General features: G+C 55.6%; 13 protein-coding genes. 5 read left to right on the forward strand and 8 right to left on the reverse strand.

Features of this window, described 5'->3' with window-relative positions; translation table 11 throughout:
- Positions 1-134 precede the first annotated feature (134 nt).
- The 8 genes from ycaC to BZL43_RS07955 form a co-directional block, all read right to left on the reverse strand.
- Positions 135-761: an isochorismate family cysteine hydrolase YcaC gene (gene ycaC, locus BZL43_RS07915; RefSeq protein WP_095631786.1), complete on the reverse strand. Its 627-nt coding sequence runs from the start codon at positions 759-761 to the stop codon at positions 135-137.
- Between the two features lie 69 nt (positions 762-830).
- Positions 831-2,669, reverse strand: a complete 1,839-nt coding sequence (locus BZL43_RS07920; protein ID WP_095631787.1) for an amidohydrolase — start codon at positions 2,667-2,669, stop codon at positions 831-833.
- Positions 2,670-2,678: 9 nt separating this feature from the next.
- Positions 2,679-3,269: an antibiotic biosynthesis monooxygenase gene (locus tag BZL43_RS07925; RefSeq protein ID WP_095631788.1), complete on the reverse strand. Its 591-nt coding sequence runs from the start codon at positions 3,267-3,269 to the stop codon at positions 2,679-2,681.
- Positions 3,262-3,678 (reverse strand): DoxX family protein, encoded by a 417-nt coding sequence (locus BZL43_RS07930; RefSeq protein ID WP_095631789.1) that lies wholly within the window; start codon positions 3,676-3,678, stop codon positions 3,262-3,264. The genes BZL43_RS07925 and BZL43_RS07930 overlap by 8 nt, the downstream gene beginning before the upstream one ends.
- Before the next feature lie 260 nt (positions 3,679-3,938).
- A complete protein-coding gene (locus BZL43_RS07940) occupies positions 3,939-4,319 on the reverse strand; it encodes a DUF6124 family protein (protein ID WP_095631790.1) in 381 nt (126 codons plus the stop codon).
- A gap of 497 nt (positions 4,320-4,816) precedes the next feature.
- The gene (locus BZL43_RS07945; RefSeq protein WP_095631791.1) at positions 4,817-5,740 is read right to left on the reverse strand and encodes a LysR family transcriptional regulator; all 924 of its coding nucleotides are present in this window, start codon (positions 5,738-5,740) and stop codon (positions 4,817-4,819) included.
- Between the two features lie 255 nt (positions 5,741-5,995).
- Positions 5,996-6,820 (reverse strand): alpha/beta fold hydrolase, encoded by an 825-nt coding sequence (locus tag BZL43_RS07950; RefSeq protein ID WP_095631792.1) that lies wholly within the window; start codon positions 6,818-6,820, stop codon positions 5,996-5,998.
- Positions 6,821-7,088: 268 nt separating this feature from the next.
- On the reverse strand, positions 7,089-8,039 hold the full coding sequence (locus tag BZL43_RS07955; protein ID WP_095631793.1) for a GlxA family transcriptional regulator: 951 nt from the start codon (positions 8,037-8,039) through the stop codon (positions 7,089-7,091).
- Between the two features lie 213 nt (positions 8,040-8,252).
- On the opposite strand from BZL43_RS07955, the gene BZL43_RS07960 reads away from it, so the two are divergent.
- The 5 genes from BZL43_RS07960 to BZL43_RS07980 all read left to right on the forward strand — a co-directional run bounded on the left by BZL43_RS07960 (position 8,253) and on the right by BZL43_RS07980 (position 14,035).
- Positions 8,253-8,975 carry a pirin family protein gene (locus BZL43_RS07960; RefSeq protein ID WP_095631794.1) on the forward strand — a complete coding sequence of 241 codons (723 nt, stop codon included), beginning with the start codon at positions 8,253-8,255 and terminating at the stop codon, positions 8,973-8,975.
- Between the two features lie 980 nt (positions 8,976-9,955).
- Positions 9,956-10,687: a winged helix-turn-helix domain-containing protein gene (locus tag BZL43_RS07965; protein ID WP_095631795.1), complete on the forward strand. Its 732-nt coding sequence runs from the start codon at positions 9,956-9,958 to the stop codon at positions 10,685-10,687.
- Between the two features lie 11 nt (positions 10,688-10,698).
- A complete protein-coding gene (locus BZL43_RS07970; protein ID WP_095631796.1) occupies positions 10,699-11,454 on the forward strand; it encodes an EAL domain-containing protein in 756 nt (251 codons plus the stop codon).
- 39 nt (positions 11,455-11,493) lie between these two features.
- The gene (locus BZL43_RS07975) at positions 11,494-12,162 is read left to right on the forward strand and encodes a winged helix-turn-helix domain-containing protein (RefSeq protein ID WP_095631797.1); all 669 of its coding nucleotides are present in this window, start codon (positions 11,494-11,496) and stop codon (positions 12,160-12,162) included.
- Between the two features lie 478 nt (positions 12,163-12,640).
- Entirely contained in the window at positions 12,641-14,035 is a 1,395-nt protein-coding gene (locus BZL43_RS07980) for an undecaprenyl-phosphate glucose phosphotransferase (protein ID WP_095631798.1), read from the forward strand.
- The last annotated feature ends 298 nt before the right edge of the window (positions 14,036-14,333 follow it).

The raw sequence follows: 14,333 nt of genomic DNA on the forward strand, positions 1-14,333 counted from the left end.
TCCAAAAATCAAAAGATCGCAGGCTTCGCCAGCTCCTACATGATTGGGTACACCTGCCTGTACTCAATTCCCGTAGGAGCTGGCGAAGCCTGCGATCTTTTCAAGCGGCCGGCCGATACCGGCCGCCATACCTCTTACTTCGCGGTGAACGTCGTGTAGCTGTTGATCAGATTGCGGTAGTTCGGAATACGCTGGGACAACAGGTTGGCCAGGCCTTCCATGTCGTTGCGCCAGTCGCCCTGCAGCTCGCAGGCCACGGAGAACCAGTTCAGCAGTTGCGCACCGGCAGCCGACATGCGAGCCCACGCCGCTTGTTGCACCGTGGTGTTGAAGGTGCCGGAAGCGTCGGTTACCACGAACACTTCAAAACCTTCAGCCAGTGCCGACAGCGTCGGGAACGCCACACACACGTCAGTTACAACACCGGCAATGATCAGTTGCTTGCGGCCGGTGGCCTTTACGGCTTTGACGAAATCTTCGTTGTCCCAGGCATTGATCTGGCCCGGGCGTGCAATGAACGGAGCGTCCGGGAACTGCTCTTTGAGTTCCGGCACGATCGGGCCGTTCGGGCCGCTGTCGAAACTGGTGGTGAGGATGGTCGGCAGATCAAAGAACTTGGCGATGTCGCCCAGGGCCAGCACGTTGTTCTTGAATTCGTTGGGCGAGAAATCCTGCACCAATGAGATCAGGCCGGTCTGGTGATCAACCAGCAATACCACTGCATCATCTTTGTTCAGACGTTTGTAAGGAACGTTGCTCATGTGAAACTCCTCGCGGGATGGACTTATCTCAAGGGCGCCGACCCACCAGGTCGGCGCATTTTTTAATCACTAGAAGGCAAAGCACGAGCAGCCAAACGCGCCCCAGAACCCCTGGAAATCGCTGACGGGCGCATTCGACAAGCGCGCCCGTTCATGGCTGTGGGAATGCACCGCGCACGGCCCGCTGCACTGGTGAACCTGCGCCTGCATCGGTGAAGCCGGACGCCAGTGACCAGGCACCTTGACCACCGGCGACCAGTCCGGCAGCACTGGCACGCTGGGAGGCCCGAGTTTTTCGAACTCGCCAGCGGCGTACACCACTTTGCCGCCAACCACGGTCAATACCGATTCGATCCACTTGATGGCTTCTTCCTCGACACTGAAAAAGTCCGCGCTCAGGGCGGCGACGTCGGCCAGTTGCCCGACCTTGATCTGGCCTTTCTTGCCTTGTTCGGAGGAAAACCAGGCACTGCCATGGGTGAACAGTTCCAGCGCGGTCTGCCGGGGCAGGCCTTCGCTGTGCAAGGCCAGCCCGCCGACGGTGCGACCGCTGACCATCCAGTACAGCGAAGTCCAAGGGTTGTAGCTGGACACTCGAGTCGCATCGGTGCCGGCGCCCACCGGTACACCTTCAGCCAGCATGCGCTTGATTGGCGGTGTGTTTTCGGCGGCCTTGGCGCCGTAACGCTCGGCGAAATACTCGCCCTGGAACGCCATGCGATCCTGGATCGCGATGCCACCGCCCAACGCCCTCACCCGCTCGATGTTCTGTGGGGTGATGGTTTCGGCGTGATCGAAGAACCACGGCAAACCGTTGAAGGGAATGTCGCGGTTGACCTTCTCGAACACGTCGAGCATGCGGCTGATGGATTCGTTGTAGGTCGCATGCAAACGGAACGGCCAGCGCTGCTCGACGAGGTGGCGAACCACCGGTTCCAGCTCGTCTTCCATGGTTGCCGGCAAGTCTGGACGCGGCTCGAGGAAGTCTTCGAAATCCGCCGCCGAGAACACCAGCATTTCCCCGGCGCCGTTGTGCCGCAGGAAGTCGTCGCCCTGATGCAACTTGACGCTGCCGGTCCAGTTCTTGAAGTCGGTCAGTTCTTCCTTGGGCTTCTGGGTGAACAGGTTGTAGGCGATGCGCACGGTCAGTTGCTGGTCCTTGGCCAACTGCTCGATCACCGCGTAGTCGTCCGGGTAATTCTGGAAACCACCGCCGGCATCGATGGCGCTGGTCAGGCCCAGGCGATTGAGTTCACGCATGAACTGGCGGGTCGAGTTGACCTGATACTCCAGCGGCAACTTCGGCCCCTTGGCCAGCGTCGAGTACAAAATCATCGCGTTGGGGCGGGCCACCAGCATGCCGGTCGGCTCACCGTTGGCATCGCGCACAATCTCGCCGCCCGGTGGGTTCGGCGTGTTGCGGGTGTAACCGGCGACGCGCAATGCGGCGCGGTTGAGCAAGGCGCGATCGTACAAATGCAGCACGAACACCGGCGTATCGGGTGCGGCCTGGTTGAGTTCTTCCAGGGTCGGCATACGTTTTTCGGCAAACTGAAATTCGTTCCAGCCACCCACCACCCGCACCCACTGCGGCGTGGGCGTGCGGTCGGCCTGATCCTTGAGCATGCGCAAGGCATCGGCCAGGGACGGCACACCTTCCCAGCGCAGTTCGAGGTTGTAGTTCAAACCACCGCGAATCAGGTGCAAGTGCGAGTCGTTGAGGCCGGGGATGACGCAACGGCCCTTGAGGTCGATGACCTGTGTGCCCGAACCGCGCAGGGCCATGGCATCGGCATCGGTACCGACCGCAACAAAGCGGCCGTCGCGGATCGCCACGGCGCTGGCGAGGGGCTTTTCACGGTCGACGGTATGGAACTGACCATTGAACAGAATCAGATCGGCGTTCATCGCGTTTCCTTAAGGCTGTGTGGAATGGGACTGGCCGGCTTCCAGCCACGGCGCGAACAGGCGCGTGGCCAGCGGCATAAAGACGTACACCACCGACAGCACAATGGTCAGGGTGATCAGAAAAGTGGCGACCACGTAGTTGGACAGGAAGGCATTGAGCTGCAACAGCGGTCCCCAGAGCAGCGGCACCAGCAAGGTGTGCGGCAGGATCACCAGCAACGTCACCACGGCCTGCTTCCAGCGCGGCGGTGGCGAACCGGCCTCAGCCAGCGGTGCGAACCAGAATTCATTGACCGGGTTGACCTCGGTCTGGTCGCCGTCGGCCAGCATCGGCGCAGCTTCGTCGACCAGGGCCTGGCGTTGTGGCGAGTCGAGCCAGCGCTGCATCGCGTCAGTGGAGCAAAACCGCAGCACGCAGGTGAACAGGTCGAGGCCACCGCTCTTGCCGCGAATCACATCCACGCCCAAGTGCCCTTCGCGTTGCCCGGCCACACTGACGATGTTGCGCAACCAGGCTTCATAGGCTGCTTCAAAACCGGCCTTGACCCGATGTTTGACGATCAGCGTCACGATCTCATCGATACGATTGGAATCAGGCATAACGGAGGGCTCCGGCGAAACGAATATTGAGCGCCAGCCGTCCGGGCCCGGCGATGAAAATGCTGGTGAACAGAATCAACAGCAGCCAGCCGAACTGCCCTTCGGCCACGCTCCATTGCGGATGCACGATCAGCATCGCCACCAGCAGCACAAACAAAACAGGCAGGCACGCCAGACGCACAAATACGCCAGCGACGATCAGCAATGGGCACAGCACTTCGGCGAAGATCGCCAGGATTAGCGTGAGGTGAGCGCCGAGGTGGAACGGGTCTTCGATGCGCTGCAGTTCGGCGCTGTAATCGAGCAGTTTCGGCAAGCCGTGCACACACAACAGAAACAGCCCGCCGCTGACACGCAGAAACAGCAGCCCGAAATCTTGCGCCCGTTCATTCCGTTGGGAAGCGTTCATGGCCCTACCCTTGTTCAATCATTGCCCTGAATAGTGCAGTGACGGGGTAAGAAAAAATTGAATGTACGTGCTCTCTTTATACGGGGAACGCCGTACACAAAGACAACACAACTCACTGTGGCGAGGGGGCTTGCCCCCGTTGGGCTGCGAAGCGGCACCAAAACCTGCAATCACCGTCTGTCTGGCAAACCGCATGCTCAGGTTTTACGACTGCTGCGCAGCCGGACGGGGGCAAGCCCCCTCGCCACAAGTTTGTTTCGTTACCGGGATGAATCAGCCTTCAATTCCAGACTATCCAGCGCCCGGCTCACAGCCAGTTCACCCAGCATGATGAGCTGCGCGACGCCCAGTATCGTATTGCGCTGCGACCCCTCCAGAAACCCGGCACAGTCACTGGCGATCACCTTGGCCGAGGCAAAGGATTCACAGGCATTGACCAGCAGCTCTTCGATGTCGATGCCCAGGGCGACGGTGTAAATCGTGCTCGGTTTGCGCGGGGGCTGATTGGCGCCGTCGGGGTCGGACGGTTTGAAGTAGTGATCGAGAGCACGCTCGGCGGCTTCGTTGAGTTTTTTGGGATCGAGGGGGTCGTAGGGGGAAACGTCGTCGATTTCTGGCGGGTTAGGTGTGGCTTTGAACATGGTGAATCTCCTTTGGAAAATAGCACCACCAGCACCTGTCGCTAAACAAATAAGGGTGGCGACTGTATGCAGGTTAGCGAACCGGTCAAAGGCACCCGGTAGACCCGAAGGTCTCCCGCATACAGCCACCATAACGCAATTGCAGACGTCAAAAGTCGGCAATGAAGTCTGGAGCACTGATGCACTTTGAATAGTCCGAGTCGCTAAACCCGATCGCTGATTGGCAGCGATGCGGAAACGATAAAGACCAGGCCCAAAGCGCACAAGCCGGCGGATTCTGGCGCAGTCGTAGGCAACGGCGCAAGGATCTGTAGCTTCCCGGAAATCATCTTCAACACTATTCAACAAATCTGTCAGACAGACACAGATTCTTGTGGGAGCGGGCTTGCCCGCGATAGCGGTCTGCCAGTCGACACCAATGCAGATGTGCCGACGTCATCGCGGGCAAGCCCGCTCCCACAATGTTTGAGGAGTTTTGAAAACCTGTATTCGCAGCCTTAAACCACCGGAATATCCAGCGCCACCGACATGAACTGACTGATCCGCGAACGCAGCCATTTCTCGGCAGGGTCGTTGTCATGCACCCCGCTCCACGCCATCGACAACTGCGCCGCATCGATGGGGAACGGCGGATCTTCGGCGCGCAAAGCGCATCCCTCAACCAACGCGCAGGCTGCGTAATCGGGGACAGTAGCGATCATCTCGGTGCCAGCGAGCAACGCGCGCAAACCGCTGAATTGCGGCACACCCAGCACCACCCGGCGAGAGCGCCCGACTTTGGCCAGATCCACATCGATGTTGCCGCTCAGGTCACCGGAGAACGACACCATCGCGTGCGGCCGTGCGCAATATTCGTCGAGGGTCAGCGGCCCTGGATGATCGTCACCGCGCAGCACTTTGCAGGGAATGTCGCGCAGGCGTTTGCGCTTGGCATTGGCCGGCAGGTCGGTGGTGTAACTCACCCCCACCGAAATCTCGCCAGAGGCGAGCAACGCCGGCATCAGCAGGTAGTTGGCGCGACGCACCACAACCACGATCCCCGGCGCTTCTTCTTGCAGTTTGCGCAACAACGGCGGAAACAGTCCGAACTCGGCATCGTCCGACAGCCCGATGCGGAACACGTCGCAACTGTTCGCCGGATCGAATTCCTTGGCGCGGCTGACCGCCCCCGAAATGGTGTCCATCGCCGGTTGCAATTCCTTGAGAATCGCCAGTGCCCGCGCCGTCGGTTCCATGCCGCGACCATTGCGCAGCAACAACGGATCGTCGAACAAATCACGCAGCCGCCCCAGCGCAGCACTCACCGCCGGTTGGCCCATGAACAGCTTCTCGGCGACGCGTGTCAGGTTTTTTTCGAACATCAATGCCTCGAAAATCACCAGCAGGTTCATGTCGACGCGGCGCAGATCGTTACGGTTCATAAGCACAATCCCATTGTGTTTTCAGCCCGGCACGGGGTTAACGAGTGTGGCCGACTGTGCTCGAGACAGCCATGCCCATCGAGAAATTAACAACGTTTAACTCGCAAGCCAAAGCCTGTGCGACCAACAATGACGCCCTCTGCGCAAACCTTTTTTCAGAACGAACGTACTGGCTAAAGATCGCAGCCTCCGGCAGCTCCGGGCGTTCACATCACCGCGTAGGCGCTGCCGAAGGCTGCGATCTTTGGATCTTGATCAGCCCTTGATGAACGTCAGCAGATCTTCGTTGAGTTGATCCTTATGAGTATCGGTCAGGCCGTGGGGGGCTCCCGGGTAGATTTTCAATGTGGAGCCCTTGACCAGTTTCGCCGCAGCGATGCCGGCGGCTTCGATCGGTACGACCTGGTCGTCGTCGCCATGCACCACCAAGGTCGGCACGTCGAATTTGTTCAGGTCTTCGGTGAAGTCGGTTTCGGAGAACGCCTTGATGCAGTCATACGCGTTCTTGTGGCCGGACATCATGCCCTGCAGCCAGAACCAGTCGATCATGCCTTGGGACGGCTTGGCACCCGGGCGGTTGAAGCCAAAGAACGGACCGCTGGCCAGATCCTTGTACAGCTGCGAACGGTCGGCCAGGGACGCCTGACGAATACCGTCGAACACTTCCAGCGGCAAGCCGCCAGGGTTGGCTTCGGTCTTGAGCATCAACGGCGGCACCGCGGAAATCAGCCCGGCCTTGGCCACGCGCCCCGTGCCGTGGCGACCGATGTAGCGCGCCACTTCGCCACCGCCGGTGGAGAAGCCGAACAGCACGGCATCTTGCAGGTCCAGATGCTCGATCAGCTGCGCCAGGTCATCAGCGTAAGTGTCCATTTCATTGCCGAACCATGGCTGGCTCGAACGACCGTGACCACGGCGATCATGGGCAATGACCCGGTAGCCTTTGGAAGCCAGGAAGATCATCTGCGACTCCCAGCTGTCGGCGTTCAATGGCCAGCCGTGGCTGAAGACGATCGGCTGACCGGTGCCCCAGTCCTTGTAGTAAATCTCGGTGCCGTCTCGGGTGGTAAAGGTACTCATTGTGATGCCTCCTCATGCATGGATTTTTGCGACGTTCCCGGTGCTCACTTCCTCGACCGGAATCAGCCGACAGGTGCCTTGAACTTGAAGAGATGGATTATTGAGCGTTGACCGGACGCACGACGAATTAAAAGTTATTAATTTTTAATGGTGTGCCCGCACCTTCCTGGCAATGAGTTCACGGGTATCCTGGCAGGCATGGATGTCGGTACAACGACCACGCAAGGAGCGTCACGACCATCACAGTGCGCATGGCGGCCAACGCTTCCTAACTGAACTGTTCGCGGTATTGAGTGGGGGTCAGGCCGAGCTTGTCACTGAACAGAAAACGCATATGCCGCACGCTGCCGAAGCCACTTTTATAGGCCACGGTCTTGAGCGGCAGGTCAGTGGTTTCCAGCAGGTTTCGGGCGCAATCGATGCGCGCACTTTGCAAAAACTCCATGGGCGTCATGTTCACTTCCCGGGCGAAAACCCGGGCGAAGTGCCGCGCACTCATGTTCACCAGACTGGCCATGCGTTCGATGCTGAACGCTTCATCGAGGTGTTCGAGCACGTGGTTCTGCACCCGGGTGATCGGCGTTTCATGGGGTGCCACTGCCGCCATCAACGGGCTGAACTGCGCCTGCCCGCCCTGGCGTTTCATGACGACCAACAATACCTTGGCGACGTCCTGGGCAACCTTTTTGCCATGGTCTTCGGCAACCACCGCCAGCGCCAGGTCGATGCCTGCAGTGACTCCGCCAGAGGTGATGAGATTGCGGTCCTGCACGTAAATCTGATCGGTCTCGACAGTGGCCTTGGGGAAGCCTTTGATCAGGCGTTCGGTGTAATGCCAGTGAGTGGTCACGCGATAACCGTCCAGCAGCCCGGCATGCCCGAGCACGAATGCGCCGGTGCAGATCGACCCATAACGGTTCGACCGGGTAACAGCGCCCTGAAGCCAGCCTAGCAACGGTGGATGTTTTTCGTTGTAGGCCCCCGGACCGCCCGGCACCAGCAACAAGTCATAGCGCTCGTTCGCCTGATCGATAGGCAAATCAGCGTGGACGTTAACGCCGTTGGAGGCTCGCAGCGCACCCGGCTCGGTGCCGATGGTTGACAGCTCGTAACGGTCCGCCGGTTGCAGATAACGATTGGCGATGGAAAACACCTCCATCGGACCGGCCATGTCGAGCAGAAGAAAGTCGGGGAACAGCACCATTGCCACGGTTTTCATGGATTGAACATCACTGATATCAAAGAAGAAGGTTAGCGTCAGCTGCGCTGAGCATCAGGGCCAAATGTAACCACTAGAATACGTGAACCGGCACCAAAAATTGTCAACTCTAAAGAGACAGTATTTCAATTTTCATCTACTTATTGCACCAAACAGTAAACATTAACCTTCTCCTCACTCGGACGAATTCACGTCCTGACAGGAGATTTCATCATGCTGACCCTTCGTAAAGCTTCGGATCGTGGCGCGGCCAATCACGGTTGGTTGAAATCGTTCCACACTTTCTCCTTCGCCAACTACCGCAACCCGCGGGAGCAGGGTTTTTCCGACCTGCTGGTGATCAACGACGACCGCGTGGCAGCCGGCAAAGGCTTTGGCCAGCACCCTCACCGTGACATGGAGATTTTTTCCTATGTGCTCGAAGGTGCCCTGGAACACAAAGACACTTTGGGCACCGGTTCGGTGATCCGCCCCGGTGATGTGCAGTTGATGAGCGCTGGCAGCGGCGTGGCTCACAGCGAATTCAACCATTCGCCGAGCAGACCGGTGCACTTTCTGCAAATCTGGATCGTGCCAGAGGTCAGCGGCGCCAAACCGCGTTATCAGCAAGAACACTTCAGCACGCAGAAAAAACGCGGGCGCTTGCAACTGATCATCTCGCCTGATGGCGCCAACGGTTCGCTGAAAGTTCGCCAGGATGCGCGCGTGTACGCCGGCCTGATCGACGGCAAGGAAAGCGCCACGCTGCAGCTGGCCGCCAATCGCTACGCCTATGTGCATGTGGCGCGTGGCAGTGTCGAGTTGAACGGCGTCCAGTTGCAGGAAGGCGATGGTGTGCGGGTTCGTGAGGAGCACATGCTGACATTGAGCAATGGCGTGGATGCCGAGGTGCTGGTGTTTGATTTGCGGGCGCAAGAGTTGCCGCAGATGCCGTGAAGCCCCCTCGCCACATTAAAATGCGCGGGCTGGCACAGCGATAACCACGAGCCTGCTCGTTGAACAGCTGCGCATACCGCCCGCCGCGACCAGGCTGTCGTTAGAATCGGAATATCGGAATCGCGGCACATGTAGCTGTGAATCTGCCCACCGGATCATTCCTGCCCACCGGCAAACCATTCCCCTCAATTGCGTGGCGTAACCGCGATCCAGACGCTCTATAAAAGGATGCAACCATGCCCTCGGCGGCCGCTTGCTGCCAACGCGCTCAGGGCTTTGCTATCTGAAGTCAAACCCGCCGGCATTCAAGAGCGACGCATTCTGGATGGCTCCCGCCATGCGGGTCGTTCGATTCGATGCGGGAGGGTTAGTTTGCGAAAAGAGTCCGTAACCGGGCTCCTCCCCCGGTTAGTACATAAAAATTTAATGGCGCTTTAATATCAAGTTTTGGATTTTTTCAATCGCCAAACAGCATAAACTACACGTTGACAAATTATCCCCCCGAGCAAAATATTACGAATATAATCCAAAATGGCTCAACTAATAGAGTCAATCGCCCTAAAATGAGGCGGTCGCTTGTTGATCACCTTCCGATTGTGCACTACATCAGCTTGAAACACCGTGGAATATCCTTATAAATCAACTACAATTTTCAAACGCGGACATCCGCACAGTTCAAACGCAAGACTTCGCAGTTGTGCTTCATTCTGCAGCCAAGTGGGCAATTGGCCATTGCGCCGGTATCGCCCGTAGAAAAGTCAACCTAAAAAACCCTAGTCCGACTGGAAGGAGTCACCAACTAACGTTCGATCACAAACACCATGGGCTTAAGCCCTCGGCATTTGCCTATGTCATTGAATCAGCTAAAACTACAGGGCATGGAGCGACGTGTGTTCAAGACGGAAAATGTTATAAAAAGTCAGATAACGTCAGTATTTTGTGTATTAAGATTGCAACGCCAGCACATATGAGTAATTTGCATGATGAGTACTGAGAGCAAAACCGATAATAGCCAGAGGGGTATTCTCGCTATTGGGCGCACTTGGCGCTCAACCGAGAAACTTCGCCAACTATTTGTACCTGATCTCAAACATGTTTATACATTAGATCATCCAAGCCCGACAAGCCTGGATATCGAAACGCAAAAACTCGATACTGTATTGATAGATATCGAAAGCCCCTCCATATTTAATGATTGCCTGGCGCTGATCAAGAAATTACGTACGAACCCGACGGAACTGGCCATTATCGTCGCAATCAACTATCGCTCTCCGCACGCTAAAATTGAATGCTACCTGGCCGGCGCTAATCATTGTATCAATGTCCCTAACGATCAGGATGAAAAAGCCAGACTACTCTCAGAGCTGATAGAAACTCCCGAATGGCAGCCAAGTGTAAAGTTGACCCTGGATCAAACATGCCTGCACTTATACAACAATGAGTACAAACTGGATCTGGCCTATCAGGAAATGAAAGCCCTGGATGCGCTGATCAATGCAGAAGGTAATATCCTGCACCATGATTGCATGGCAGAGTCCATGGGTTTAAATATAAAACTCTACGACTCACGTGTTTTGGAAAAATCCATAAGCCGCCTTCGAAACAAAATCAAAAAACACTTTGGCATTAACATCATTCACAGCGTGCGTGGTTATGGTTATCGACTACTTCGAGGAGTCGTCTCTGTTAATCAAACAAATTTTCACTCTTAAAGGATTAGGTAATGGAGTCCAGCAGGCAAGCTATAGCGCATGAAAACTTCGCATTGGTCTTCTTCAGGCAATCGATTCTGAAACGGAACGATGAACTGTTCGGCAGCGAAATTTATGCCAAAGCGACCAAACAGGAGACGCCGCTGAACAAGGGGTATCAACAACTCCATTCCGACCATCCGCTGGCGACTTATTACGAAGTCCTGACACGGATCCAATTGAATGCCCTCTCGCAGATTGAGGCCATGCCTTCCCATTCCGCACCGGTGCCAAACAAACTGTTTGTGACCATGAACCAATCTGCCTTATTGGATAAAACGCTGATCAAGGAAATGAACGATGCTCAAGCGATACTCAAAAAGCATGAGCAACACCTAATCCCCAGCATTAACAGCAGTTCGTTCCTGTCGTTCAACCTGAAAGAAAAAAGAACCATTATCAATCACATTCACTTACTGAAAGACAATGGGATCGAAATCGCCTTTGACGGCTATGACTTAAGCGACGACAGCACTGAAAAGCTGATTAGCTTGACGCTGTTCGATTATATAAAAGTGGACCTGACCAAATCTAATTTCGACATCATGGTCGAAAACAGCCAGGACTTTTTCAACCGGTCTTACGACTGTCTGAGCGGCATGATCCATGACAGCAAGATCAAATTCGTGGCGGACCGGGTGGAGCACAAAGCGCTGCACACACTGGCTCGCAGCATGCCCTTCGACTTTTTTCAGGGGAGGTACTACTCGCCGACTGAGCTTATTTAAGTTGTTGAAAACTTCACCCGACTAGGAAGGAACCTTATTGTGAATACCCCGAATAACAGCTTTCTGATTTTCACCCGGGACCAACTGGCCCGACAAGCAATCGAATCGCTTCTCGCGCAACGCCTGTATTTATCTTTTGAAATCGAGTCAGGCAAACTCAGCAGCGAGCGCATCCGAAAGAGTCGATTCACGCACATCCTGCTCGACCAGGCGGACATCTCGTTAAGCGACGTCAGTTTCATCCGTAAAAATCAAAAAGATGCGGAAATCATCCTCATAACGCCCAACTCTGAATCTTCGGAACTCCATCACTTCTCGCACTTTGGTGTTGATGGTTTTCTCAAGAAGCCGGTGGCTGACGAAGAGTTCATTTCGGCAGTCAGTCGGGTTAAAGAGTCCCAAGGCAATCCCGATATCTGGTGGTTTAATGCTGACGATCGAACACTGTTCAAAGAAGACATCACTATTTCATTGACCGGGACCGAATCGTTAATGCTCACTCAATTGATCCTCAGCGATCGACGAGTACTCAGCAAACATGATCTTATTCTGCGCATCGATAAAGACCCGGACCAATACAGCGGACTTGAAATGTGTTTGAGTCGGCTACAGAAAAAGTTCAAGACTGCGGCTAATGGCGAGCGACTGGTGCGCTCGGTCAGAAACCGTGGCTACTGCCTGGCCCAGAGGATAAGAGTCGCTTACTGAGCGAGAGTTCGCAAAAAACAATAACAATAAACGCGACTCCCCGCTCCACCTGATCCATCCCCTCCCGCGACCTGCCTCCTGGCACCGCACATCCCGACTTGCATCATAAACCCTCACGCCTGCGGCTCCGTTTCAAACCCTCGCTTATGTTTATCGAATGCTGCAATTATATAGATGATTGAGTGATATCATCCTAACAAAACAGCACGACCTTTTATAACAAGGCCTCTTCAAGAGCGGCCGTTATAATTCGTCAGACACCCACAAAGAATTAGGTACTAGTATAAAACCTGGACACTGAGACAACCGTATCAGCTGACTTGAAAAAAAAGCCAGAATGGCCAGCCATCCCATGTTATTCGTCTAATAATAAAAAATAACTTCTGACTGAACCTCGTTCGCTCAGCTTTTGCGCGTGGCTGCCATTTATTAACCGTCGACTGATACACAACGTGGCGCATGCCCGAGGGACACCGCGATGGTACATAATCGTATTAATCGAAACAGCATATCCAAAGGACTGACTTTCTGGGGGCAATGGATAATTGCCATCACTTCGGTCAACGCGCTGTTATTTGCTCTGGCACTCTATCAAACTGGAGACATAGAGGCCCATTACCGCGTGTTAGCGGTGCTTACTCTACTGGGTTCGGTCCCCTCCTACTCCTTATTGCTGGTTTACCACAAGCAGCATGGTTACCTCACCGGCCTGGGTCGATTGCTGCTGGGCTGGCTGCTGACGCTGACCGGACTGACCACCATCGGCTTTCTCAGCAAGACCAGCGAATTGTTCTCCCGGGAAATCATCCTGGTATGGGCTTTGGCCGGTTATTGCGTGCAGGCCTTGCTGTACCTGCCTCTGCACAGCTTTTCCAAGCACTACCATCGGCAATTGCACAGCCAAAACAACACCCTGATTATCGGTACCGACCAATTGGCGGTGAATCTGGCGGATAAACTGGCTAAAACCGAATACCCGCCGCTGGTCGGCCTGATCAGTTCAAAACCCAACGAACTGTCGACCAACGTCAACGCCCACAGAATCGTCGGTCAGTTGCAGGAACTGCGTGAGCTGATTCGGGTGCATGACGTACGGCGGCTATACATCGCGCTACCCCTGAGCGAGGCCAAACAGGTCGAAGCGCTGTATATCGACCTTCTCGACTCGAATGTCGATGTGGTCTGGGTTCCTGACCTGGGCAGCATGACGCTGCTCAATCATTCCGTTAGCGAACTGGATGGCCTGCCCGCCATTCACCTCAATGAAAGCCCGCTGACCAGTTATCCGACAGCGGCGCTGAGCAAAACAATGCTGGATCGAAGCCTGGCCGCCCTGGCGCTGATCGCCTTCAGCCCGCTGCTTCTGATAATCGCCGCCGCGGTGAAGATATCGTCCCCGGGACCGATCATCTTCAAACAGGAGCGTCATGGCTGGAACGGCAAGATCATCAAGGTCTGGAAGTTCCGCTCCATGCGCCTGCACGATGATCATCAGGTGCGCCAGGCCGGCCGTGAAGACCCGCGCATTACGCCGGTTGGCCGTTTCATACGACGCACCTCCATCGATGAACTGCCGCAGTTCTTCAACGTACTGCAAGGCCATATGGCGCTGGTCGGGCCGCGGCCCCATGCGATCGCACATAACGACTACTACACCGGGAAAATCCAGGCTTACATGGCCCGCCATCGAATCAAACCGGGCATCACCGGGCTCGCCCAGATCAGCGGCTGCCGTGGCGAAACCGAAACCCTGGACAAGATGCAAAAGCGCGTGGAGATCGATCTCAACTACATCAACAACTGGTCGTTGTGGCTTGATATCAAAATCCTGATCAAGACACCTTTTACGCTGTTTTCCAAGGACATCTATTAACTGTTGCGAGTCACTCCCCGCCTGTTCTTCAGCTTGTAGCTAACAAGGCCTCAAACCGGGCAGTCAGATCTCTGACTGCCCGCCCTTCTACCCGCCCTCCTTTGCCCAATGCCAGTCAGTTAAGCGAGCAAACCGCTTTTCGTAGGAGCCAGGCTTGCCGGCGAAAGCGCACTTAAGGACGCTTTCGCCGGCAAGCCTGGCTCCTACATCTATGGTTACCCCCTTTTCTGCAATACTGTTTTTGATGCGTGTTTGGCTTGCTTTCATCTATCCGGCGTCTAAGTGGGGTTTGTGGCCC

It is taken from the genome of Pseudomonas sp. PICF141, from assembly GCF_002286815.1.
Classification (GTDB): domain Bacteria; phylum Pseudomonadota; class Gammaproteobacteria; order Pseudomonadales; family Pseudomonadaceae; genus Aquipseudomonas.